The sequence below is a fragment of the Pseudomonas sp. B2M1-30 genome, assembly GCF_025447575.1.
GTDB lineage: Bacteria > Pseudomonadota > Gammaproteobacteria > Pseudomonadales > Pseudomonadaceae > Aquipseudomonas > Aquipseudomonas botevensis.
The window spans coordinates 543280-569325 of sequence record NZ_JAOEJT010000002.1 but is presented as its reverse complement, the minus strand read 5'-3'; the positions used below and the strand labels follow the sequence as shown (position 1 = coordinate 569325).

16 protein-coding genes are annotated in these 26046 nt (G+C 62.1%); 13 read left to right on the top strand and 3 right to left on the bottom strand.

Annotated features, from left to right (window positions below):
- The first annotated feature begins 455 nt into the window (after window positions 1–455).
- The 10 genes from N8H74_RS06200 (at window position 456) to N8H74_RS06155 (ending at window position 17839) form a co-directional block, all read left to right on the top strand.
- Window positions 456–1922 carry a serralysin family metalloprotease gene (locus tag N8H74_RS06200; RefSeq protein ID WP_217831211.1) on the top strand — a complete coding sequence of 489 codons (1467 nt, stop codon included), beginning with the start codon at window positions 456–458 and terminating at the stop codon, window positions 1920–1922.
- 93 nt (window positions 1923–2015) lie between these two features.
- Entirely contained in the window at window positions 2016–2441 is a 426-nt protein-coding gene (locus N8H74_RS06195) for an AprI/Inh family metalloprotease inhibitor (protein WP_217831210.1), read from the top strand.
- Window positions 2442–2647: 206 nt separating this feature from the next.
- Window positions 2648–4423: a type I secretion system permease/ATPase gene (locus N8H74_RS06190; RefSeq protein WP_217831209.1), complete on the top strand. Its 1776-nt coding sequence runs from the start codon at window positions 2648–2650 to the stop codon at window positions 4421–4423.
- Entirely contained in the window at window positions 4420–5769 is a 1350-nt protein-coding gene (locus tag N8H74_RS06185) for an HlyD family type I secretion periplasmic adaptor subunit (RefSeq protein ID WP_262146601.1), read from the top strand. Before N8H74_RS06190 ends, N8H74_RS06185 begins: the two co-directional genes overlap by 4 nt.
- A gap of 2 nt (window positions 5770–5771) precedes the next feature.
- Window positions 5772–7133 (top strand): TolC family outer membrane protein, encoded by a 1362-nt coding sequence (locus tag N8H74_RS06180; RefSeq protein ID WP_262146599.1) that lies wholly within the window; start codon window positions 5772–5774, stop codon window positions 7131–7133.
- A 176-nt stretch (window positions 7134–7309) separates the two neighbouring features.
- Window positions 7310–10261, top strand: a complete 2952-nt coding sequence (locus tag N8H74_RS06175) for an autotransporter serine protease (protein ID WP_262146597.1) — start codon at window positions 7310–7312, stop codon at window positions 10259–10261.
- A gap of 73 nt (window positions 10262–10334) precedes the next feature.
- A complete protein-coding gene (locus N8H74_RS06170; protein WP_262146596.1) occupies window positions 10335–13421 on the top strand; it encodes an autotransporter serine protease in 3087 nt (1028 codons plus the stop codon).
- A gap of 60 nt (window positions 13422–13481) precedes the next feature.
- Complete coding sequence (locus N8H74_RS06165; protein ID WP_262146595.1) at window positions 13482–15170, top strand: polyurethanase; 1689 nt, start codon at window positions 13482–13484, stop codon at window positions 15168–15170.
- A 212-nt stretch (window positions 15171–15382) separates the two neighbouring features.
- Window positions 15383–17236, top strand: a complete 1854-nt coding sequence (locus N8H74_RS06160; protein WP_262146594.1) for a polyurethanase — start codon at window positions 15383–15385, stop codon at window positions 17234–17236.
- 222 nt (window positions 17237–17458) lie between these two features.
- Window positions 17459–17839 carry a hypothetical protein gene (locus tag N8H74_RS06155; RefSeq protein WP_217831202.1) on the top strand — a complete coding sequence of 127 codons (381 nt, stop codon included), beginning with the start codon at window positions 17459–17461 and terminating at the stop codon, window positions 17837–17839.
- Between the two features lie 60 nt (window positions 17840–17899).
- On the opposite strand, the gene N8H74_RS06150 is transcribed toward N8H74_RS06155, so the two are convergent.
- On the bottom strand, window positions 17900–18124 hold the full coding sequence (locus N8H74_RS06150) for a YgdI/YgdR family lipoprotein (protein ID WP_217831201.1): 225 nt from the start codon (window positions 18122–18124) through the stop codon (window positions 17900–17902).
- A gap of 200 nt (window positions 18125–18324) precedes the next feature.
- Here N8H74_RS06150 and N8H74_RS06145 point away from each other — a divergent pair, with 200 nt between their 5' ends.
- Genes N8H74_RS06145 through N8H74_RS06135 form a run of 3 tightly spaced genes read left to right on the top strand, consistent with a single transcriptional unit; the run spans window position 18325 to window position 24222 of the window.
- Complete coding sequence (locus N8H74_RS06145; protein ID WP_347710399.1) at window positions 18325–19977, top strand: VRR-NUC domain-containing protein; 1653 nt, start codon at window positions 18325–18327, stop codon at window positions 19975–19977.
- The gene (locus N8H74_RS06140) at window positions 19974–22292 is read left to right on the top strand and encodes an ATP-dependent DNA helicase (RefSeq protein ID WP_262146592.1); all 2319 of its coding nucleotides are present in this window, start codon (window positions 19974–19976) and stop codon (window positions 22290–22292) included. The genes N8H74_RS06145 and N8H74_RS06140 overlap by 4 nt, the downstream gene beginning before the upstream one ends.
- 10 nt (window positions 22293–22302) lie before the next feature.
- On the top strand, window positions 22303–24222 hold the full coding sequence (locus N8H74_RS06135) for a PAS domain-containing sensor histidine kinase (protein WP_262146591.1): 1920 nt from the start codon (window positions 22303–22305) through the stop codon (window positions 24220–24222).
- 55 nt (window positions 24223–24277) lie between these two features.
- Here the strand turns inward: N8H74_RS06135 and N8H74_RS06130 are convergent, their stop codons facing one another.
- A complete protein-coding gene (locus N8H74_RS06130) occupies window positions 24278–24574 on the bottom strand; it encodes a hypothetical protein (protein ID WP_262146589.1) in 297 nt (98 codons plus the stop codon).
- A 126-nt stretch (window positions 24575–24700) separates the two neighbouring features.
- Window positions 24701–26044 carry a cation:proton antiporter gene (locus N8H74_RS06125; RefSeq protein WP_262146588.1) on the bottom strand — a complete coding sequence of 448 codons (1344 nt, stop codon included), beginning with the start codon at window positions 26042–26044 and terminating at the stop codon, window positions 24701–24703.
- Window positions 26045–26046: the final 2 nt, after the last annotated feature.

Here is a 26046-nt window from a genome sequence, read left to right as displayed (position 1 = left end):
CCCTTTTGTCGGGGCGGGCTTGCCCTTGAAGGCGGTGTGTCAGTCACAACAATGCTGGCTGATACGACCTCTTCGCGAGCAAGCCCGCTCCCGCAAAAGCTTTTTCCGGCGTCTGTTAGTTGATTGATATCAATACACTGGCATTTGCACTGATAAAGTGCAGAAACGAGACGTGCATAACAAAAAATAACTTACCGATATTTAATATTTAAATAAGAAATCGTCAGACAATTAGGCAAATGTACCAATAATTAAACATTCTTTCTGCGGCATAAGCATTGTTTACGGGAGTTTCCCCGGAACAGCCCGATTTGAACTCAAAAAAACGCTAGACGCATGATTTCAAATTGTGTCAGTTTTCTTTCGCCTTCATTGGGCGAGTGATAGGACGATCTCGCCAGAGATTGTCGCTATCGGACAAAAACTGTTCCATTGCTAAACAAGGAAGTGTGTTTATGTCGAAAGTAAAAGCTAACGCTATTGATACCGCCGAACAGGCTTTCCAGCTGGGCGCGGCGCCGCAACCTCTGGCAGCCGCCAGCACGGCGTATAACCAGATCAATAGCTTCAGCCATCAATACGATCGTGGCGGCAACCTCACGGTCAATGGCAAACCCTCCTTTTCCGTCGACCAGGCCGCAACCCAGTTGCTGCGCGACGGCGCTGCCTATCAGGACAAGGATGGCAGCGGCAAGATCGAACTCACCTACACGTTCCTGACCTCGGCATCGTCCAGCACGATGAACAAGCACGGGATCAGCGGGTTCAGTCAGTTCAGTACACAACAACAAACCCAGGCCAAGCTCGCCATGCAATCCTGGGCCGATGTGGCCAACGTCACCTTCACCGAGAAAGCCTCGGGCGGTGACGGTCACATGACCTTCGGCAACTACAGTGGCGGCCAGGACGGCGCTGCGGCGTTCGCCTATCTGCCAGGCACCGGTGCCGGTTATGACGGTACTTCGTGGTACTTGATCAACAGCAGCTACACCCCGAACAAGACCCCGGACCTGAACAACTACGGCCGTCAGACCCTGACCCACGAGATCGGTCACACCCTGGGCCTTGCGCATCCGGGCGACTACAACGCCGGCAACGGCAACCCGACCTACAACGACGCCACCTACGGGCAAGACACCCGCGGCTACAGCGTCATGAGTTACTGGAGCGAGAGCAACACCAGCCAGAACTTCAGCAAGGGTGGGGTGGAAGCCTATTCGTCCGGTCCGCTGATGGACGATATCGCGGCGATCCAGAAGCTCTACGGCGCCAACATGACCACCCGTACCGGTGACACCACCTACGGCTTCAACTCCAACGCCGGTCGCGATTTCCTCAGCGCCTCGTCGTCGGCCGACAAGCTGGTGTTCTCGGTCTGGGACGCGGGCGGCAAGGACACCTTCGACTTCTCGGGTTTCACCCAGAACCAGAAGATCAACCTCAATGAAGCCTCGTTCTCGGACGTTGGCGGCCTGGTGGGCAACGTGTCCATCGCCAAGGGCGTCACCATCGAGAACGCCATCGGCGGTTCGGGCAACGACCTGCTGATCGGCAACAGCGTGGCCAACGAGCTCAAGGGTGGTGCCGGCAACGACATCATTTACGGGGCCGGTGGCGCCGACAAGCTGTGGGGCGGCGCAGGTTCGGACACCTTCGTGTTCGCGGCCAGCTCCGACTCCAAGCCGGGTGCGATCGATCAGATCCTCGATTTTGTCAGCGGTCTGGACAAAATCGACCTGACCGGTATCACCAAAGGTGCCGGCCTGCACTTCGTCAGCGCCTTCACCGGCGCGGCGGGCGACGCAGTCCTGACCTCGTCGGGCGGCAACAGCCTGCTGTCGGTGGACTTCTCCGGGCATGGCGTGGCTGATTTCCAGGTCAGCACCGTAGGCCAGGCAGCGCTCAGCGACATCGTGGCGTGATGTGAAACGGGAAAGCGGCGCTCGATGCGCCGCTTTCTTCACTTGCATCGCCTTGATTCGTCAGCAAGGCTACGCTTCGGAGCGAAATTTCCCATGATCGAAAAGGCTTTTACCCGCATGGCCGCGACCTTTTTGCTGCCGATGCTGATGATTTCCGGAGAAACAACCATGGCAAGCAGCCTCAGGCTCGAAGATCCCTCGGCATTCGCCGGCCACTGGCACGCAACTTTGACCGCGCCCACTGACGCCGCTGATGCCCAGGCACTGCAAGACAAGCCCTCGAACACCTGTCAGATCGACCTTGAACCCGACCAGACCTTGGGCAAGGGTGCCGATTGCCTGGGAGCCTGGCTGGAGCAGACGCCGATCGGCTGGTTTCCCGACCCTGACGGCCTGTCGATCACCGGCAAGGAAGGCTCAAGAATCCAGTTCTTCAGCCGACAACGTGATGGGCTTTATCTGAGCACTTTGAAGTCGGGCCTGGTGATTACGCTGAAACGCGCCGCGCAACAGCCATGAACATCGGTAATGACTGCAAGTTGAATATAAGGTGCCACGTTGCAGTTATAAGCAGTGCATCAATAACGCGAATGCTCTTTGGAAGAGAAAAGTTGTTATTGAAGTGTAAGCAGAAAACTTGCAAAACATATTCCGGCAACTGCACGGATCAATAATTGAAGCGTCTCGCCAAAGAATGGCGGGGAATATCATTTCAGGAATAATCAATGAAGATGGCGAAGGCCCCAGCCACCGCTCCCTTATTCAAGGCATTGGGTGACTATAAGAGCATTCTGATCAGCGTCGGATGCTTTACTGCACTGATTAACGTGCTGATGCTGGTGCCCTCCATATATATGCTTCAGGTCTACGACCGGGTGCTGTCTTCACAGAACGAAACGACCCTGGCGATGCTGTCGCTGATGGTCGTCGGTTTCTTCGCCTTCATCGGCCTGCTGGAAGTGGTGCGCAGCTTTATCGTGATCCGCATCGGCAGCCAGCTGGAGCGTCGTTTCAACCTGCGGGTCTATCAGGCGGCGTTCGAGCGCAACCTGTTCAAGGGCGAGGGCAACGCCGGGCAATCCCTGGGCGATCTGACCCACATCCGCCAATTCGTCACCGGGCCTGCGCTGTTCGCGTTTTTCGATGCGCCGTGGTTCCCGATCTATCTGTTTGTGATTTACCTGTTCAACGTCTGGCTCGGCGTACTCGCCACCGCCGGCGCGGTGCTGCTGATCGCCCTGGCGATCCTCAACGAATACATGACCAAAAAGCCGCTGGGCGAGGCCGCTGGCTTCTCGCAGAAGTCCAGCCAGTTGGCCACCAGCCACCTGCACAACGCCGAAACCATTCAAGCCATGGGCATGCTCGGTTCGCTGCGCAAGCGCTGGTTCAACGTGCATTCGCGCTTCCTCGGCCTGCAAAACCAGGCCAGCGATACCGGCGCGGTGATCAGTTCGCTGAGCAAGACCCTACGCCTGTGCCTGCAATCGCTGGTGCTGGGCCTCGGTGCCTTGCTGGTGATCAAGGGCGACATGACTGCCGGGATGATGATTGCCGGTTCGATCCTGATGGGCCGCGTGCTGAGCCCGATCGACCAGTTGATCGCGGTGTGGAAGCAGTGGAGCGGGGCGAAGCTCGCCTACCGTCGTCTCGACGCGCTGCTCCAGGCGTTTCCGCCAAGCGACGAGGCCATGGCATTGCCGGCGCCGAAAGGCCAGATCGGTTTTGAACAGGTCAGCGCCGGCCCGCCCGGTCAGCACGCGGCGACGCTGCACATGGTCAATTTCAATCTGGCGGCCGGTGAAGTGCTCGGCGTGCTGGGCGCCTCGGGCTCCGGCAAGTCGACTCTGGCGCGGGTGCTGGTCGGCGTCTGGCCGACCCTGGCGGGCACCGTGCGTCTGGACGGCGCCGATATCCATCGCTGGAATCGCGATCAGCTCGGTCCATACATTGGCTATCTGCCCCAGGACATCGAGCTGTTCAGCGGCAGCATCGCCGAGAACATCGCGCGCTTCAGCGAAGCCGATCCGCAGAAAGTCGTGGCTGCCGCGCAACAGGCCGGCGTTCACGAAATGATCCTGCGCATGCCCAAAGGCTATGACACCCAATTGGGCGAGGACGGCAGCGGCCTGTCCGGCGGGCAAAAACAGCGGGTGGCCCTGGCGCGTGCGCTGTACGGCAACCCGAGCCTGGTGGTGCTGGATGAACCGAACTCCAACCTCGATACCGTCGGCGAAGCTGCGTTGTCCAGCGCGATTGTCCAGCTCAAGGCTCAGGGCACTACGGTGGTGCTGGTGACTCACCGTTCTTCGGTGCTGGCCCAGGCCGACAAGCTGTTGGTGCTCAACGATGGCCGTCTGCAAGCCTTCGGCCCAAGCCAGGACGTGCTCAAGGCACTGTCCGGCCACCAGGAACAACAACGTGAAAAACCTGCGCAGGCACCGGGCGGGCTCAGCATGAGCCGGCAGTACCAGCCCACGACAAGGAATTCGGGTGTATGAGCAGCGCAAGCATGAACACGGAAAACGAAGCGACCATGGAACACGCCTACATCACCGAGCGCCCGGAACGCGACGCGAAGTTTTTCGCCCGCATGGGCTGGATTCTGGCGCTGGTCGGCGCCGGCAGTTTCTTCACCTGGGCGGCACTGGCGCCGCTGGATCAAGGGATTCCGGTGCAGGGCACGGTGGTGGTGTCCGGCAAGCGTAAAGCCGTGCAGTCGATGAGCAGCGGCGTGGTCAGCCGGATTCTGGTGCGCGAAGGCGAGATCGTGAAGCAGGGGCAACCACTTTTCCGCCTCGATCAGACCCAGGTCGCGGCCGACGTGCAGTCGCTGCAGGCCCAGTACCGCATGGCTTGGGCCAGTCTGGCGCGCTGGCAGGCCGAGCGGGACAACCTCAAGCAGGTGACATTCCCGGCCGAGCTGAGCAGCGACCCGGACCCACGTCTGGCGCTGGTGCTCGAAGGCCAGCGGCAACTGTTCAGCAGCCGCCGCGAAGCCTATTCCCGCGAGCAGGCCGGGTTGCGCGCCAGCATTGAAGGCGCCACTTCGCAACTGGCCGGCATGCGCCGCGCCCGCACCGACCTCAACGCCCAGGCCGACTCGCTGCAACAGCAGCTGAAAAACCTGCAACCGCTGGCGGACAACGGCTACATCCCGCGCAACCGCTTGATGGAGTACCAGCGTCAGCTCTCGCAAGTGCAGCAGCAACTGGCAGAGAACACCGGCGAAAGCGGTCGGGTGGAGCAGGGCATCCTCGAGTCGCGGCTGAAGCTGCAACAGCATGGCGAGGAGTATCAGAAAGAGGTGCGCAGCCAACTGGCCGACGCGCAACTGAAAAGCGTCACCCTGTCGGAGCAACTGACGTCCGCCGGTTTCGACCTGCAGCACAGCGAAATCCTCGCTACCTCCGACGGTGTCGCGGTCAATCTCGGTGTGCATACCGAAGGCGCCGTGGTGCGTCAGGGCGAAACCCTGCTGGAGATCGTTCCGCAAGGCACGCAACTGGAAGTGGAAGGGCACCTGCCGACCAACCTGATCGACAAGGTCGGCACGCACTTGCCGGTGGACATCCTGTTCACCGCGTTCAGCCAGAGCAGAACCCCGCGAGTGGCCGGTGAAGTCAGCCTGATTTCCGCCGACCAGATGATCGACGAGAAAACCGGCGCGCCGTATTACGTGTTGCGCACCAGCGTCAGCGATCAGGCCATGGAGAAACTCAACGGTCTGGTGATCAAGCCCGGCATGCCTGCGGAAATGTTCGTGCGCACCGGCGAACGTTCACTCCTCAACTATCTGTTCAAACCGCTGCTCGACCGGGCCGGCTCCGCGTTGACCGAGGAATAAGGATGTTCGGCTGTATGAATAAGCTTCCGATGCTGGCGGCAGCGTTCGCGCTGCTGGCGGGCAACAGTGCAGTGGCGGCCATGGGGCCGTTCGAGATTTACGAACAGGCGTTGCGCAATGACCCGGTGTTCCTCGGTGCGATCAAGGAGCGTGACGCCGGCCTGGAAAACCGCGCCATTGGCCGCGCCGGGCTGTTGCCGAAACTGGGTTACAACTACAACAAGGGCCACAACACGTCGAAGGCCACGTCCCTCGACGAGCGCGCTCGCAATCGTACCGAAGACCGCAACTACAACAGTTATGGCTCGACCCTGACCCTGCAACAACCGTTGCTCGACTACGAAGCCTACGCGGCGTATCGCAAAGGCGTGGCGCAGTCGCTGTTTGCCGACGAGAACTTCCGTGGCAAGAGCCAGGAACTGCTGGTGCGGGTGCTCGACAACTACACCAAGGCCTTGTTTGCCCAGGATCAGATCGACATCGCCCAGGCGAAGAAGAAGGCCTACGAGCAACAGTTCCAGCAGAACGAACACATGTTCCGCCAGGGCGAGGGCACGCGCACCGACATCCTCGAAGCCGAGTCGCGCTATGAGCTGGCGACCGCCGAGGAGATCGAGGCGCGCAACGAGCAGGACGCGGCGTTGCGTGAGCTGGGCGCTCTGATCGGCACGCCGGCGGTGGACATCAGCGACCTTGCGCCGCTGGATCAGAACTTCCAGACATTCACCCTGCAACCGGCCAACTACGACACCTGGCACGAGCTGGCGATCAGCAACAACCCGAACCTGGCGTCGCAGCGTCAGGCGGTGGAAGTCGCGCGTTACGAAGTGGAGCGCAATCGCGCCGGCCACCTGCCGAAAGTCAACGCCTATGCGGCGATGCGCCAGAACGAATCGGAAAGCGGCAACACCTACAACCAGCGCTACGAGACCAACACCATCGGGTTCGAGGTCAGCGTGCCGTTGTATGCCGGTGGCGGGGTGTCGGCATCGACCCGCCAGGCCAGCCGCACCATGGAGCAGGCCGAGTACGAACTCGACGGCAAGACCCGCGAGACCCTGATTGAGTTGCGCCGCCAGTTCAGCGCCTGCCTGTCCGGCGTCAGCAAACTGCGTGCTTATCAGAAGGCGCTGACCTCGGCCGAGGCGCTGGTGGTCTCGACCAAACAAAGCATTCTCGGTGGCGAGCGAACCAATCTGGATGCCCTGAACGCCGAACAACAACTGTTCACCACCCGCCGCGATCTGGCGCAGGCGCGGTACGACTACCTGATGGCGTGGACCAAATTGCATTACTACGCGGGCACCTTGAGCGAGCAGGATCTGGCGCGGGTGGACGAAGCGTTCGGGGTCGGACGGCCCTGACGTGCCCGGCTTGAGGGCCAGCCCTCACCCTAACCCTAACCCTAATCCTCCCGGAGGGAGAGGGGACTGACCGCCTACCGGCTCCCTCTCCTCCGGGAGAGGCTGGGATGAGGGGGCAGACACTGCAGGAATAACTGAAACCCGCAAAACCAAACAATAAAAAATGAGTGGTGAACATGGACGTACACATCAAGCCGATTTCGGTCGGCACCCTGCTGCTTGTGATTTCTGCGACGCAGGCCCAGGCGCAATACCTCGAGTCAGGCAAACCCGGCGATCCCGGCAGTTGGCGCTCGGCCGAATTCCTGCGCGACTGGGGCCTGGGGCGCATGCAGGCCGATCAAGCCTACGCCGCCGGCATCACCGGTAAAGGCGTAAAAATCGGTGCCCTCGACTCCGGCTTCGATGCCGCCCACCCCGAATTCGCCACCGACCGCTATCACCCGGTGCTGGCGTCCGGCAGTTACGTTGACGGTTCGCTGTTCAACGTCAATGGCACGCTCAACCCCAACAACGACTCCCACGGCACCCACGTCGTCGGCACCATGGGCGCGTCCCGTGATGGCAACGGCATGCATGGCGTGGCGTACAACGCGCAGATTTTCGTCGGCAACACCAACAAGAACGACAGCTTCCTGTTCGGCCCCAAACCCGATCCGCGCTATTTCAAAGCGGTGTACGACGCCCTGGCTGACGCCGGTGTGCGGGCGATCAACAACAGTTGGGGCAGTCAGCCGCCGGATGTCAGCTACCGGACCCTCGCCGATCTGCACGCGGCCTACGCCCAGCACTGGAACCAGAGCACCTGGCTCGACGCAGCGGCGGACGTTTCACGTCGCGGTGTGATCCAGGTGTTCAGCGCCGGCAACAGCGGCTACCCGAATGCCAGTGTGCGTTCGGCGCTGCCGTACTTTCAGCCGGACCTCGAGGGTCACTGGCTGGCTGTGTCGGGGCTGGATCAGAGCAATCAGCAGAAGTACAACCAGTGCGGCATTGCCAAATACTGGTGCATCACCACGCCGGGGGCGAAGATCGACAGCACCATTCCCGATGGCGGCTACGCGATCAAGTCCGGCACCTCAATGGCCGCACCCCACGCCACCGGCGCGTTGGCGTTGGTGATGGAACGCTACCCCTACATGAACAATCAGCAGGCGCTCGAAGTGCTGCTGACCACCGCCACGCAGCTCGATGGCTCAGTGACCGATGCACCGACCGAACGGGTCGGCTGGGGCGTGGCGAACCTGAACCGGGCGATGCGCGGACCGGGGCAGTTGCTCGGGGCGTTCGATGCCAATCTGGCGACGGGTCAACGTGACGTCTGGAGCAACGACATCTCCGACAAGGCGTTGCTCCAGCGCCAGAGTGAAGACCTCGCCGAACATACGGCCTGGCAACAGACCCTGCAAAGCAAAGGCTGGCAGAACGGCGTTCCGGCAGGCGCCAGCCAACAGGATCAGACCGATTACGCCGTGGGCATGGCCCGCAATGCCGCAGCGGCCAATCGCGTTTACCAGGGCAGCCTGATCAAGTCCGGCGCCGGGCGCCTGGTGCTGACCGGCGACAACACCTTTCGCGGCCCGACCACCGTCAATGGCGGTCTGCTGACGGTCAACGGCTCATTGGCGTCGGCAGTCACCGTCAACGCTAACGGCACCCTTGGCGGCTCCGGTCGAATCGCCGGGCTGACGGCCAACAGCGGCGCTCGCGTGGCGCCAGGTAACTCCATCGGCACTTTGAACGTGGCCGGTGACGTGACCTTCGCGCCCGGTTCGACCTACGCCGTGGAGCTGTCGCCGAACAGCAGCGATCGTATTGTCGCTGGAGGAACCGCCACCGTCAGCGGCGTCACCGTCAGCCTGGCGCTGGAAAACAGCCCGACCTTGCTCAGCACCACCGAAGCGAAAAGCCTGCTCGGCCGCCAGTACAACATCCTGCAAGCGGCCGGTGGCATTCAGGGGCAGTTTGGAGCGGTGCTGCCGGACTACCTCTTCATCGGCGGCAACCTGAGCTACACGGCCAATGGCATCGGATTGGCGGTCGAGCGCAACGCAACGTCCTTCGCCAGTATTGGCCAGACCCCAAATCAACGCGCCGTGGCCGCCGCTGTCGAAGGTCTGGGCGCCGGCAGTTCGGTGTACGAAAGCCTGCTGCTGTCCCCCGACGCGAGTTCAGCGCAACAGGCCTTCCAGCAGTTGAGCGGGGAAATCTACCCGGCCCTCGGGTCGGTGTTGATCAATGACAGTCGGCAATTGCGCGACACGATCGGCGAACGCCTGCACGACGCGCCAACCGCGCACAGCAACGGCTGGATCAAGGCCCTCGGCGCCTGGGGCACCACGGATTCGCGCCACGACACCGCCGGCTACAACACCTCGATCGGCGGGTTGCTGGCCGGCGTCGACGGTGCGCTGGACGAGCAGACCCGAATCGGTCTGGTCACCGGCTACAGCGACAGCTCGCTGAGCCAGGGCTCGGGCACGCATTCTTCGGCCAAGGTCGACAGCTATCACCTCGGCGCTTACGTCGGCCACGATATCGGCGCCTGGCGCCTGAGCAGCGGTGCGTCCTACAGCTGGCATCGCGCCGATGTGAAACGTGATCTGCAATACGGCGACGTCAGCGCCCGGCAGAAAGCCAAGGTCGATGCCGCCACCACTCAGGTGTTCGGTGAGGCGGCTTACCGGCTGCCTGTGCAAACCGTGGCGCTGGAGCCGTTCGCCAACCTGGCCTACGTGCATCTGGACACCGATGGCTTTACCGAGAAGGGCGATGCGGCCGCGTTGAAAAGCGGCGATGACCAGCGTGACGCGGTGCTGAGCACCCTCGGGGTACGGGCGATCAAGAGGTTTGACCTGACTTCCGCGCACACGCTCGATCTGAGTGGGCACGTCGGCTGGCAGCACAGCCTTACCGACATCGAATCCGAACAGCATCTGCGCTTCGCCAGCAGCAGTGCGCCGTACACCGTCGAGAGTTCGCCACAGGTGCGCGATGCCGCGCTGGTGGGCGTGCAGGCCAGCCTGGCGCTGAGCCGCGATGTGCGGGTGAATGTCGATTACAGCGGCCAGTTGGCCAGCCGCGAGAAGCATCACGGGGTCGGCTTGAGTCTGAACTGGCAGTTCTGAGGCTGCGCTCCTGCAAAGCGTTGCGCAGCGCATGAAACGGATTTTTAGCAACATCACTAAGGAAGGTCGCTGGATGAAAAACAACAACACCCCCGCGCAATCGGGTGGCCGCTTTCGCCTGAAAACTTTGCATTGCGCCGTTCTGTGCGCACTCACCGGCTGGGGCAGCGCACAAGCGGCGCCCTATGCCGAGAACGGCCGGCTGGGCGATCCCGCCAGCTGGCGCAGCACCGAGTTCCAGGCCGATTGGGGCCTGGGCGCCATCGGTGCGGATCATGCGTATGCTGCCGGGTATTCCGGCAAGGGCGTGAAGCTCGGGATCTTCGACCAGCCGGTGTATGCCGCGCACCCGGAGTTCTCCGGCACCAACAAAGTCGTCACGCTGGTCACCAGCGGCATTCGCGAATACACCGACCCGTACATTCCGGTGAAGGCCGGCGATGCGTTCCGCTATGACGGTTCGCCCTCGGTCGGCTCCGACGGCAAGCTCGGCGCCCACGGCACCCACGTCGGCGGGATCGCCGCCGGCAGCCGCGATGGCGGGGTGATGCACGGCGTGGCGTTCGGCGCGCAGATCATCAGCGCCGACAACGGCGACCCCGGCCCGGAAGACGGCATTGTCCGGGGGAACGACGGCGCGGTGTACAAGGCCGGCTGGGATGCGCTGATCGCCAGTGGCGCGCGGATCATCAACAACAGTTGGGGCATCGGCATCACCGACCGGTTCGACCTCGGTGGCCGCGACCCGGCGTATCCGCACTTCACCGTCAACGACGCGCAAGTGCAGTTCAACGAGATCCGCACGCTGCTCGGGACCAAGCCCGGTGGCGCCTATGACGGCGCAATCGCCGCCGCGCGCAGCGGCATCGTGACGATCTTCGCTGCGGGTAACGACTACAACCTGAATAACCCGGATGCCATCGCCGGCCTCGGTTACTTCGTCCCGGAGATCGCGCCGAACTGGATGACCGTCGCCGCGTTGCAAAGGAACCCGGACCAGGCCAGCGCCAATCCGTACATCATGAGTACGTTTTCCTCGCGCTGCGGCTACACCGCGAGTTTCTGCGTGGCGGCGCCCGGTACGCGGATCTACAGCTCGATCATCAGCGGCACCAACGCCGATAACCTGACCACCGGTTACGCCAACTACAACGGCACCTCGATGGCCGCGCCACACGTGGCCGGCTCCATGGCCGTGCTGATGGAGCGCTTCCCTTACATGACCGGCGCGCAGGTCGCCAGCGTATTGCGCACCACCGCCACCGACCTCGGCGCACCGGGTGTCGACGCATTGTATGGCTGGGGCATGATCAACCTGCGCAAGGGCATCGACGGCCCGGCGATGTTCGTCACCGAGCAGGACATTCCCGAGGAGTTCCGCATCGAGGGGGCTTACGGCTCCAGCCAGTTCGTCGCGGATCTGCCGGGCATCGGCGCGATTCTCGATGCGGGCAAACCGACCCAGCGGGTGTGCAACGACATCACCTGCGGCCTCGATACCTGGCGCAACGACATTTCCGGCCACGGTGGCCTGACCAAGCAGGGCATCGGCACTCTGGTGCTGACCGGCGCCAACACCTACAGCGGCCCGACCCTGGTCAATCAGGGCCGCTTGGCGATCAATGGTTCCCTGGCCTCAGCGGTCACGGTCAACGACAGCGGCATCCTCGGCGGTAACGGCCGGATCGGCGCGCTGACCGCGAAAAGCGGCGGCACCGTCGCCCCGGGCAACTCCATCGGCACCTTGAATGTCGCCGGTGACGTGACCTTCGAGCCGGGGTCGACCTACGCCGTCGAAGTCTCGCCAACCAGCAGCGACCGCATTGTCGCTGGCGGCATCGCGACCATTGAGGGTGCGACCGTCGCGCTGTCCCTGGAGAACAGCCCGACGCTGTTGACCACCGGCGAGGTCAAGTCCTTGCTTGGCAGCCAGTTCAACATCCTGCAAGCGGCCGGCGGCATTCAAGGACGTTTTGGCCAGGTTCTGCCGAGCTATGCGTTCCTCGGCGGCACCCTGGATTACTCGGCGGGTGGTGTGCAACTGGCGGTCGGCCGCAACGGTGCTTCGTTCGCCAGCGTCGGCCTGACCCCGAACCAGCGCGCCGTCGGTGCCGCCGCCGAGCGTCTGGGCGCGGGCAACGCGTTGTTCGAAACGCTGTTGCTGTCGCCCACTGCTGCCGTTGCCCAGGACGCGTTCCAGCAATTGTCCGGCGAGATCCATCCGGCGATTGGCACGCTGCTGGTCAACGACAGCCGCTACCTGCGCGATGCCGTGGGTGAGCGCCTGCGCGAGCGCGACCTGTTCGACGCTGGTGCGCCGACCGATGACCGCAGCAACGTCTGGATGAAAGTCCTCGGCGCCTGGGGCAAAAGCGATGGCGGCCATAAAAACGCCGACACCAACAGCTCCATCGGTGGCTTGCTGCTGGGCGTCGACGGCTTGATTGCTGAAGATACCCGTCTGGGTTTCGTCACCGGTTATAGCGACAGCTCGCTGAGCATGGGTTCGGGCACGCATTCGTCGGCGTCGATCGACAGTTATCACCTGGGCGCCTACCTGGGGCATGAAATCGATGCCCTGCGCCTGACCGCCGGTGCGGCCTATAGCTGGCATCGCATCGACGTCAAACGTGATCTGCAATTCGCCGGTGTCAGTGGCAAGCAGAAAACCAAGCGCGATGCGACCACCGCACAACTGTTCACCGAAGCGGCCTATGACCTGGGCCTGCAACCGATGAACCTGGAGCCATTCGCCAACCTGGCTTACGTTCACCTGAACAGCGACAGTTTCACCGAGAAGGGTGACGCCGCCGCGCTGAAAGGTGGCGAGGACAATCGCGATGTGGTGTTGTCCACTCTGGGTGTGCGGGCCAAGCGCACGTTTGCCCTGTCGGACAAGCATCAGCTGGAGCTGGGCGCGAGCCTCGGCTGGCAGCACAACCTGAGCAGCGTCGATGCGCAAAATCACCTGGCCTTCGCCAATGGCGACAGCGCGTTCAAGGTGCAAAGCGTGTCGATGGACCGTGATGCGGCGGCGGTCGGCGTGCGTGCCGGTCTGGCGCTCAATCGCGATGTACGGGTGAATCTGGATTACAACGGGCTGATCGGTTCGAACGAGAAGGATCACGGAGTGGGCCTGACCCTCGACTGGCAGTTCTGACGGACACCGGCAGTTCCACCTGGAACTGCCGGTTTTACTTGAGGGAAGAGAGAGCACGACATGGGATTGTTCGATTACAAAAAAGCCGATGGCAAAGCGTTGTACAGCGATGCCATCGCGCTGACGCTGTACGCCTACACGCCGACCGGCCAGGCGCTGCCGGGCACCGGTTGGGCACCGATTGCCGCCACGGCGCTGGGTTATCAGGGCAAGGTCGGGGCGCAGGGCACGTTCTTCGGCGAGAAGGACGGCTTCACCAGCGCCGAAGCCGAAGTGCTCGGCAAGTACGACGCGGCGGGCAAGCTGATCGGCATCGGTGTGGCGTTTCGCGGCACCGGCGGACTCGGTTACAGCGACACTTTCGGCGACATGAAAAACAACCTGCTGGCAGCCATCGGCCCGGTGGATTACGCGACCAACTACGCGAAAAACGCCTTTGACAATCTGCTCAAGGCGGTTGCGACGTTCGCCGTGGCCCACGGCATCGCGGCCAAGGACGTGCTTATCAGCGGCCACAGTCTCGGCGGCCTTGGGGTCAACAGCGTGGCCGAGCTGAGCGCCAGCAACTGGGGCGGGTTCTACAAGGACGCCAACTACATCGCCTTCGCGTCACCGACCCAGAGCAGCACCGGCGTCAACGTGCTGAACATCGGTTATGAGAACGACCCGGTGTTCCGCGTGCTCGACGGCACCACGTTCAGCAGTGGTTCGCTGGGCAAGCACGATGGCCCGCATGCGTCGACCACCGACAACATCGTCAACTTCAACGACCAGTACGCCTCGACTGCGCAGAACCTGGTGCCGTTCAGCATCCTCAATCCGCTGAACTGGTCGGCCCACGGCTCGCTGGGCTATGCCGACGGCTTGAACCGGGTGATCGATTCGAAGTTTTACAACCTGACCAGCCAGGATTCGACGATCATCGTCTCCAACCTGGAAGAGGCCTCCCGGGGCAAGACCTGGGTCGAGGACCTGGGCCGCAGCGGCGAGCCGCACACCGGCAGTACCTTCATCATCGGCACCGACAGCAACGACTGGCTCAAGGGCGGGGCGGGCAACGACTTCCTTGAAGGGCGCGGCGGCGATGACCGATTCCGTGACGACGGTGGTTTCAACATCCTGCTGGGTGGCCAGGGTCACAACACCTTCGAGCTGCAAAATCCGTTGCAGAATTTCAGCTTCGCCAACGATGGCGACGGCACGCTGTACGTGCGCGACGCCTACGGCGGCATCAGCATGACCCGCGACATCGGCGCACTGGTGAGCAAAGAGTCGGGCTCGTGGTGGGGCAGCAAGGAGATCACCTGGACCGTCACCGCCAAGGGCTTGAGCAATGGCAGCGAGCTGACCCCGTACAGCCATTCCCTCAGCGGCGACCTCTCCGGCAACACGCTGCACGCGACGGCTGATGGCGACTGGCTGTTCGGTCTCGGCGGCAATGACCATCTGCAAAGCGACAAGGGCCATGTGACCTTCGTCGGCGGCGCCGGCAACGACGTGATGACGGCGGTGGGTGGCAACAACACCTTCCTGTTCAGCGGCGCCTTCGGTTTTGACGCGATCAATGGCTATCAGGGCGGTGACAAACTGGTGTTCATGGGTGTCGAAGGCGCGGGGCAGGGCTATGACATCAAGCAGCACGCTTCCCAGTCCGGGGCGGATACCGTGCTGAAGATTGGCGATTTTGCCGTAACCCTGGTGGGGGTTGGAGTGGCTAACCTGTCGGACTCCGGTTTCGTCTTCGCCTGACAACGCCGCAGGAAATACCTGTGGGAGTGGGCTGGTTCGCGAATGGCGCTGTATCAGTGACGTTTTTGTAGCTGACGCACCGCCTTCGCTAGCAAGCTCGCTCCCACAAGTTTGATGTGTATGTAGTAACGAAATGCTCCGGGGTGCCCCCGTGGGGCGCCCTGGTTGTGAGCTATCTCTGAACAATTCCAACAAAGAGAGAGGCAACAGCAATGGGTGTGTATGACTACAAAAACTTCAGCAGCACGGAATCCAAGGCGCTGTTCAGCGACGCCATGGCGATCACGCTGTATTCCTATCACAACCTCGATAACGGCTTTGCCGTCGGTTATCAGCACAACGGCTTCGGCCTCGGGCTGCCGGCAACCCTGGTCAGCGCGCTGATCGGCGGGACCGACTCGCAAGGGGTGATTCCCGGGATTCCCTGGAACCCCGACTCGGAAAAAGCCGCGCTGGACGCCGTGAAACAGGCTGGCTGGACGCCGATCACCGCCTCGCAACTGGGTTACGACGGCAAAACTGACGCACGCGGGACCTTCTTCGGCGAAAAGGCCGGCTACACCAGCGCCCAGGTGGAAATCCTCGGCAAGTACGACGCCCAGGGCCATCTCACTGAAATCGGCATTGCCTTTCGCGGCACCAGCGGCCCGAGGGAAATCCTGATCGGCGACTCCATCGGTGACGCGATCAACGACCTGCTGGCGGCATTCGGTCCCAAGGACTACGCCAAGAATTACGCCGGCGAAGCGTTCGGCAAGTTGCTCGCCGATGTCGCGGCTTTCGCCAAGGCCAATGGGCTGACCGGCAAGGACGTGCTGGTCAGCGGTCACAGCCTCGGCGGTCTGGCGGTCAACAGCCTGGCCGACTTGAGCAGCAGCAAGTGGGGCGGGTTCTTCGCCGATTCCAACTACATCGCCTATGCCTCGCCGACCCAGAGCAGCACCGACAAGGTGCTCAATGTCGGTTACGAGAACGACCCGGTGTTCCGTGCCCTTGACGGCTCGACGTTCACCACGGCTTCGGTCGGTGTCCACGATGCGCCCAAGGAATCGACGACCGACAACATTGTCAGCTTCAACGATCACTACGCCTCGACGGCGTGGAATGTGTTGCCATTCTCCATCGTTAATATCCCGACCTGGATTTCGCACCTGCCCACCGCTTATGGCGACGGGATGAACCGGGTAATCGAGTCGAAATTCTACGACCTGACCAGCAAAGACTCGACGATCATCGTTGCGAACCTGTCGGACCCGGCGCGGGCCAACACCTGGGTGCAGGACCTGAACCGCAACGCTGAAACCCACAAGGGCAGCACCTTTATCATCGGCAGCGACAGCAACGATCTGATCCAGGGCGGCAGCGGCAACGATTATCTGGAAGGCCGCGCCGGCAACGACACCTTCCGCGACAGCGGGGGCTACAACATCATGCTTGGCGGCTCGGGCAGCAACACCCTGGAGTTGCAGAAGTCGGTGAACAGCTTCGACTTCGCCAATGACGGCGCCGGCAACCTGTACATCCGCGATGCCAACGGCGGGATCAGCATCACCCGCGACATCGGCAGCATCGTCACCAAGGAGCCGGGTTTCCTCTGGGGCCTGTTCAAGGACGATGTGACGCACAGCGTGACGGCCAGCGGCCTGAAGGTCGGTAACAACGTCACCCAGTACGAAACGAGCGTCAAAGGCACCACCGGCGTCGACACCCTCAAGGCTGGCGCCAGCGGCGCCTGGCTGTTTGGCCTGGACGGCAACGATCACTTGATCGGCGGCGCGGGCAATGACGTGTTCGTCGGCGGCGCCGGCAATGATCTGATGGAGTCGGGGGGCGGGGCGGATACGTTCCTGTTCAACGGCGCGTTTGGCCAGGATCGGGTGGTGGGTTACACGGCCAACGACAAACTGGTGTTCCTCGGCGTGCAGGGCGTGCTGCCCAACGACGACTTCCGCGCCCACGCCACGGCGGTGGGGCAGGACACGGTGCTCAAGTTCGGCGGCGATTCGGTGACCCTGGTCGGGGTTGCGCTGAGCAGCCTGAGTGCTGACGGGATCGTCATCGCCTGATGTTCAGGTGGCGCCAGTAAGGGCCTCTTCGCGAGCAAGCCCGCTCTCACATTTTGCAATTGTGGGAGCGGGCTTGCTCGCGAAGAACGATAACGCGGTTCTGAAAGTGACCCGAGAGCCATTCCCTGACTCAAACCTCTGCACCATCAGGAAATGCGGCCTAAAGCCACTAACGAACCATTCGTTATGTAAAGGCCGCCAATGAGTACAGGAGATTCAAACGTGAAAGGTTTCAAGGGGTATATCGGTATCGCTGGACTGGCGCTGTTATCGGCCAATGCCTGGGCCGATCTGCCTCACAGCTCGATTCTGAGCCGTTACGGGGTCAGCACCGACCAATTGCCGGCGCCGGCCCACACCGATGAAGAGCCACCGGTCGAAGAGAAAAGCCGCTTTCATATCGAGCCCGAACAACCGTTCGTGACGATCCGCCTGGGCGACGGCAAACAGCCGGAAACCACCGGTAACCTGAGCATTGATCGCATGGCGCAACAGGATCGCGAGCGTTGCCAGCGATTGCAGGGCGAAGTGGCCCGGCGGGGCGGGCAGTACTTCAGTTGCGACAACAGCCTTCCGGGCATGGGCTGGACCCAGCCGCATTAATTTTCAAGTGGGTTGATCGTTCCCGCGCTGAGCGGGAACGATCAAGATGGCTGGCCTTCGTCAGTCTTCCTTGCGCACGGTGGCCACTTCATCGGCCCGCACTCGGATCTTCGCGCCGGAAATATCCCGGAACTCGTAGAAACCGTCCTCGGTCTTGGTTTTCGGCATGTCTTCGGTCAGATACTGGGTGCCGTTCTGCAGGGTCACCACGGTCGGGGTGGCGCAGCCGGCCAGGCTCAGCAGGGCGGCCACAACCAGTGGCAGGCCCAATGTCTTGAATTTCATATACACCTCTCATTCCCGATCTTTGACCGTTGCCGGCCCTCTAACGCGGTTGGTGCCAATTCGCCGGTAAAAGTTCGATGGACTACTGAAAAAAAACGCTTTGCCGCCGCCATTGATCCTTTTCCGTTTGCACCGGGCGGGGCTGAGCTGGTATCTGTACGCATAACCAGTATTTGCCCACCCTAGCCCTTGCGATGACCGTGACTGCCAATCCCCTCGACGACCCGTTCTATTACCTCAACAACTTCCGGCAAGTGCTTGACTGGCTTGAGCTTCGTTATGCCGATGTGATGAGCGAAACGGAGCATGCCTTCCTCCGCGACTTCCGGGCCTTACCCCAGGCCTCGCAAGGCCTGCTGGTGCGGATGGTGATGCGCAAGGGCGTGCATTTTCGGGCCGGCAAACTCAATTATCCGGAAATCGGCGACATCGCCCGAGCGGCGCAACCGTTGCTCGACCATGGCTGGCTGGATGAACGCGCGCCGCTGTCGATGAGCGAACTGTTCGAGGTGCTGCTCAAGGCCGAGATCCTGCAAGCCTTCGGTGCGTTCATCGAGCAGCCCAAAGGCCGAAAAACCGACTGGCTGGCGACCCTGCACGAGCAATTCCCCGAACCGCGCAGCCTGGTCGACTGGTGCCCGCAACTGGCGGATCGATTGTTCAGCCTGACCCTGATGCACCTGTGCGACCGTTTTCGTCTGATGTTCTTTGGCAATCTGTATCAGGACTGGTCGGAATTCGTTCTCGCCGACCTTGGCATCTTCACCTACGAAAAAGTCGAGTTCAGCGCCGACTCCCGGGGCTTGCGCAGCCGCGCCGACGTCGATGCCTGCCTGTTCCTCCACGACTGCCAGCAGCGCTTCGAGGCGGGCGAGGTGCTGGAGCCAATCATTGAGCAGATCAGCGCGTTGCATTTCGACAACCCGTGGCTGCAACGCCGACGCGGCAAGCTGTTGTTCCAGATCGGCCAGTATTGCGAGCGCATCAGCGAGTTCGCCCTGGCGCTGAATGTTTATCGCGATTGCGCCTATCCCGGTGCGCGACTGCGGATGATCCGTGTCCTGGAGCGCTGCGCTGAATATGCCCTGGCGCTGGAACTCGCTACGTTGGCCGAGCAGGCACCGGAGAGTGCCAGCGAACAACAGGGCCTGCAACGGCTGTTGCCACGTCTGCGCCGCAAGCTCGGCGGCCCGCCGCTCAAACGTGTGGCGCCGCGAGCGGTGGAGCGTCTGGATTTGCAGCTGTTGCGCAGCGATCCGGCGCTTTCGGTGGAGTATTACGTGCAGGCGCATCTGCACGAAGACACCGGCCCGGTGCATTACGTGGAAAATAGCCTGATCAACTCGCTGTTCGGCCTGCTGTGCTGGCCGGCGATCTTCGCGCCGTTGCCGGGGGCGTTCTTTCACCCGTTTCAGCGCGGGCCGGTGGATTTGCTCAACGAAGATTTCCATTCGCGCCGCAGCGCGGTGTTTCAAGCCTGTCTGGCCGAACTTGACGATGGCCGTTATGCGCAGACCATTCGCGAGCGGTTCAGCGCCAAATGGGGCGTGCAGTCGCCGTTCGTGTTCTGGGGGGCGCTCAATGAAGAGCTGCTGGAACTGGCGTTGGCGTGTCTGCCGGCCGAACACCTCAAACACTGGTTCAACCGGCTGTTGCTGGATATCAAGGCCAATCGCGCCGGGATGCCGGATCTGATCCAGTTCTGGCCGCAGCACAAGACCTACCGGATGATCGAAGTCAAAGGCCCCGGCGATCGCCTGCAGGACAACCAGTTGCGCTGGCTGGAGTTCTGCGACGCGCACCAGATGCCGGTCGCCGTGTGTTACGTGCAATGGGCGGAGCAGGACGCTTGAGCTACAGCATTGCGGTGCGGGCGTTGTGCGAGTTCACGGCCAAGCGCGGTGACCTCGACTTGCGCTTCACGCCGTCACCGACCGCGCTGGAGGGCATCGCCGGCCACCGCACCGTGGCCTCGCGACGCAGCGAAGGCTATCAGAGCGAAGTGGCACTGGAAGGCGAGTTCCGCCAGTTGCAGGTCAAGGGCCGGGCGGACGGCTACGACCCGGCGCAAAACTGCCTGGAAGAGGTCAAGACCTACCGCGGTGACTTGAGCAAGCAACCGGCCAATCATCGGCAGTTGCATTGGGCGCAGGCGAAAATCTACGGCTGGCTGATGTGCCGCAAGTTGCAGCTCGAACAGATCGATCTGGCGCTGGTGTACTTCGATATCGTCAGCGAGAAGGAAACCTGCCTGGTCGAATCCTTCGATGCTTGCGCGTTGCGGGAGTTCTTCGAGCAACAGTGCCTGTTGTTCCTGCAATGGGCCGAACAGGAAATGGCCCACCGAGAGGCCCGCAACAGCGCCGCGCAACAACTGACCTTTCCCCATGCCGGTTTTCGTCCCGGCCAACGGCATCTGGCCGAGTCAGTGTTCAAGGCGGTCAGTACCGGTCGTTGCCTGATGGCCCAGGCGCCCACCGGCATCGGCAAAACCCTGGGCACGCTGTTTCCGCTGTTCAAGGCGCTGGCACCGCAGCAACTGGACAAGGTGTATTTCCTCACCGCCAAGACCCCCGGGCGCAAACTGGCGCTGGACGCGGCGCAAGTGCTGTTCGAACGCAATGAAAGCCTGCCATTGCGGGTGCTGGAAATGGTCGCCCGGGACAAGGCCTGCGAGCATCCCGACAAGGCCTGCCATGGCGAGTCCTGCCCGTTGGCGCAAGGCTTCTACGACCGTTTGCCCGCCGCGCGGCAGGCCGCCAGTCGATTGCAATTGCTGGATCAATCGGCGATTCGCCAGGTCGCCGCGCAGCATGCGGTGTGCCCGTATTACCTGAGCCAGGAAATGGCCCGTTGGGCCGACGTGGTTGTTGCGGACTACAACTATTACTTCGATTTCACCGCGCTGTTGTTCGGTCTGGCCCAGCTCAACCAATGGAAAGTCGCAACCCTGGTGGACGAGGCGCACAACCTTGTCGAGCGTGGCCGGCAGATGTACAGCGCAACGCTCGATCAGGGCACGTTGAACAGCGTGCGCAAAACCGCGCCCGACGTGCTGAAAAAGGCCCTGCAAAGGGTCAATCGCGAATGGAACACGCTGCACGCCCCGCAACTGGCGCCGTATCAGGCCTATGACAAGGCCCCGGAAAAACTGCTGTCGGCCATCTCGTTGTGTAGCGCGAGCATTGGCGATTACCTCAACGATCACCCGCAAGGCCTCGACAGCGGCCTGCAGAACTTCTACTTCGAGATGCTGCAGTTCGGCCGGGTGGCGGAACTGTTCGACGCTCACTATCTGTTCGATATCAGCAAGCGCGACCTGGAGCGGAAAAAACCGCTGTCGCAACTGTGTCTGCGCAACGTGGTGCCGGCCGCGCTGATCGGCCCGCGCCTGACGGCCGCGCGCAGCAGCGTGCTGTTTTCCGCGACCCTGAGCCCGCGCCGCTATTACGCCGATCTGCTTGGCACGCCGGCGGATACAGTGTGGATCGACGTCGAATCACCGTTCGACGCCGAGCAGTTGCAGGTGCAGGTCGTCAGCCGGATTTCCACCCGGTTCAACCATCGTCAAGCATCGCTGGAGCCGATCGTCGAGCTGATTGCCCGCCAGTTCGGCGAGCGTCCGGGCAACTACCTGGCGTTTTTCAGCAGCTTCGATTATCTGCAACAGGTGGCGCAGTTGCTCGCCGAGCGCCACCCGCAAATTCCGCTGTGGCAACAATCCCGGGGCATGGCCGAAGAGCAACGACAGGCCTTTCTCGACCAGTTCACCGCTGACAGTCGGGGTGTCGGCTTCGCCGTGCTCGGTGGGGCGTTCGGCGAGGGCATCGATTTGCCCGGCGCCCGGCTGATCGGCGCGTTCATCGCCACCCTGGGGCTGGCGCAGCTCAACCCGGTCAACGAGCAGATGAAACGGCGCATGGCGGCAATTTTCGGGGCCGGATATGACTACACCTACCTGTATCCCGGTGTGCAGAAAGTGGTGCAGGCCGCCGGGCGGGTGATCCGCACGCAGCAGGATCGTGGGGTGGTGATGCTGATCGATGACCGCTTCGCCGAGAGCCGCGTGCAGCAGCTATTGCCACGCTGGTGGCAGCTCGATCAGTCACAGGGTGCTTTCCAATCTGCCGGTTTGACGCATACTCCCACTATTGAACATTTGCGTTGAGCCAAGCCCGATGACCGATAACACCAAGACCGCCGCGACTGAAGAGATGCGCTTTCGCCTTCTGATCGATGCGGTGGTCGACTACGCGATCTACATGATCGATCCGACGGGCATCATCAACAGCTGGAACTCGGGCGCCAAACGCTTCAAGGGCTACGAGGAAGCGGAAATCATCGGCGAACACTTTTCCCGCTTCTACACCGATGAGGACCGCGCCGCCGGCCTGCCGCAACGGGCGCTGGACACGGCGATCCGCGAGGGGCGCTTCGAGGGCGAAGGCTGGCGGGTACGCAAGGACGGCACGCACTTCTGGTGCCATGTGGTGATCGACCCGATTTTCAGCCCGAGCGGGCAATTACTCGGTTTCGCCAAGATCACCCGCGACCTGACCGACCGCAAGATGGCTGAAGAAACCCTCAAGCAAAGCGAGCAGCAATTCAGCCTGCTGGTGCAGGGGGTGACGGACTACGCGATCTACATGCTCAGCCCCGAAGGCCGGGTGACCAACTGGAACCCCGGCGCGCAGCGGATCAAGGGCTACACGCCGGAAGAGGTCATCGGCCAGCATTTCTCGATGTTCTACACCCCGGAGGACCGTGAGGCTGGCGAGCCGCAACGGGCGCTGGAAACCGCCGTGCGCGAAGGACGTTTCGAAAACAAGAGCTGGCGGATGCGCAAGGATGGCACGCGGTTCATGGCGCATGTGGTGGTTGACGCGATTCGCGGCGAAACCGGTGCCTTGCTTGGTTTTGCCAAGATCACCCGCGACGTCACCGAGGCCACGCAGGCGCAGTTGGCCCTGGAAAAGACCCGTGAGGCGCTGTTCCAGGCGCAGAAGATGCAGGCCATCGGTCAACTTAGCGGCGGTATCGCCCACGACTTCAACAATTTGCTGACGGTGATTCTGGGCAACCTGGAAATTCTCGGTAAGCGGGTCGGTGACGATCCGAAGGTCAGCCGTCTGCTGGAAAACGCCACCCAGGGCGCATTGCGTGGTGTCTCCCTGACCCAACGCATGCTGGCGTTCGCCCGCCGCCAGGAACTCAAGACCGAGCCGGTCAATATCACGCAACTGGTGCAGGGCATCACCGGTCTGTTGCGCAGTTCGCTCGGTCCCGGTATCACGATCGAAACCCGCTTTGCGGAAGATCTCGAAGCGGTGTTGGCCGACACCAACCAGCTGGAACTCGCGCTGCTCAACCTGGCGACCAACGCCCGTGACGCGATGCCTGAGGGCGGTGGGGTGATCATCAGTGCCCAGCCGGAGGTGGTGCTGGAGCAGGCCCATTCACCGGTCGCTGCAGGGCGTTATGTGTGCTTGAGCCTCACCGACACCGGTGAAGGCATGGACGAGGCGACCCTGGCGTCGGCGATGGACCCGTTTTTCACCACCAAGGGCCTGGGCAAGGGCACCGGGCTCGGGTTGTCGATGGTGCACGGGTTCATCGAGCAGTTGGGCGGCCGGTTCATCCTCAAGAGTGAGAAGGGCCATGGCACCACCGCTGAGCTCTGGCTGCCGGTGGCCGATCACAGGGCCCAGGCCCGGACTGAAAACACCACCGCCGACTCGACGTGTGTGCCGCGTCTCAGCGTGCTGGTGGTGGACGATGACAGTCTGGTATTGACCAGCACCACGTTGCTTCTCGAGGACCTCGGCCATCGCGTGGTGAGTGCGGTGTCCGGCGCCCAGGCGCTGGCGTTGTTCGATGAGGGGGAGGTCATCGACCTGATGATTACCGACATGGCCATGCCGCAGATGAGCGGCGCGCAACTGGCCCATGCCGTGCGTCTGCTCAAGCCCGATCTGCCGATCATTCTGGCGACCGGTTATGCCGAACGCCTGGAGGGGTTCGCCGCCGAGCTGCCGCGCCTGCCCAAACCCTTCACCCAGCTCAATCTGGCCGCGATCATTGCTCAGTCGATGAAGTGAGGCTGTACGCAGAAACAACAAGCCCGACCATCAGGTCGGGCTTTTTTTGTCTGGATCAAGCGCTGGTTTCGAGTCGCTGGCGCAGCGCCTGGGAGTTGCGTGGCGACATCGGGATCGGCGGGAAGTCTTCGTTGAGCACGCACAGATGCTGGATGGCATCCTCGAACATCAAGTCGGCCTTACGGCGCAGCTCGCGATAACGGTCGAATTGTGCGAGATCCAGATGATCGGCTTCCAGCAGTTCATGGGCAGCGCGGTTCAGCGCGCTGGCCTCTTCGAACAAGTGGTGGTTGCGTTCCAGGGCGAGGGTTCTGCATGCTTTGATTTGTGCGGACGTCGAGCATTCTTTCATGACCGTGACCTTACTCTTCGGAATTTGGCGAGGGTATTAAGGTTGTGACTGCCGGTAGTCGAGATGACTCCATTTTTTTCCAGACAAATGTTTGATGATCGAAGTGGGTAACGCGGCTGTCACACATCAGGTTTTTCGCTGTTTACGTTGTTCATAGCGAGCAAGAATCGGCTGGGTGCTGATGCCGTGAGCGAGGATGCTCAAGGCCACTACCGACAAGGTCAGGTCGGTACACAGGGTCGCCACCGTGTTGGTCAGGCCGTGGTTCAAGGCGTAGAACAGATAAAACAGGCTACCGATGCCACGGATGCCGAACCAGCCGATGAGCAGGCGCTGACGCCCCTCGAGCAGCGATCCCCACGGCATGGCCGCCACACACAGCGGACGAATCACGCAGAACAGCACAGCGCCGACCAGCAGCGCCCGCCAATCCCAATGGGTGACCAGCACCACGCCAAGCAGGGTGACCAGAAACACTTCCATGGCCCGTTCGACCAGGCTGCCGAACGCCAGCATGTCGCCCATCATGATCCCGGCGGCCACCTGACTGTCCTCCAAGCGCGCGGTGTCGCCATGGACCGCGTGCTGCGGCTCGACGTTCTGGTGGCCGACCACCGGTTGCACCAGATGCTCGGCCGGCGGCTGACTGGCGCCGGTGGATTTCACCTCGACCTGACGCAAGCCCAGACCGGCGGCGAACACCGACAGAAAGCCGTAGCCCTCTATCGATTCGGCCACCACATAGGCCAGTGCGATCAAGGCCAGCGCCAGGTAATCGTTGGGGCTCACGGTGCTGTCTTCATTGCGGATGCGCAGCGCCAGGGTGACGCGGCCGATACCGCGTCCCATCCAGTAGCCGGTCAATAGCCCCGCGGGGACCGCCCACAGCACGCTTTGCAGCAGCCAGTCGTTCCATTCGGCAACCAATCCGTCGCCATGCAACAGCAACAGGCCGAGGATCACGAAGGGAAAGGCAATGCCGTCGTTGAGCCCGGCCTCGCCGGAGAGGCCAAAGCGCACGCTGTCGATGTCCCGCGCGTCGTTGACCTGTACCAGGGCGGCGAGTACCGGGTCGGTGGGCGCCAGAATCGCCGCGATCAGCAATGATGGCCCCCACGCCAGTGTCAGGCCGAAATGCAGCAGCAGACAGACGCCGATGATGGTCAGCACCATCACCGGACCCGCCAGGCCAAATGCGATCCGCCAGTTTTTGTCGCGCAAGGGCAGGCGCAGCTTCAAACCGCAGACGAACAGCGAAAACAGCACCGCGACTTCCGTCAGGTGTTCCATCCACAACGAAGCGTCGTCCAGCGGCAGCTTCAACAGGTCGAGCCCGCTCGGGCCGATGCCGACGCCCAGCAGCAGGCACACCGCCGACGTCGTGACCGGCATCCAGCGCAGGTACGACGATGTCAGCGCCAGGGTCAACAGCACGGCGCCCAGCACTGTGACCCAGATAATGAAACTCATCG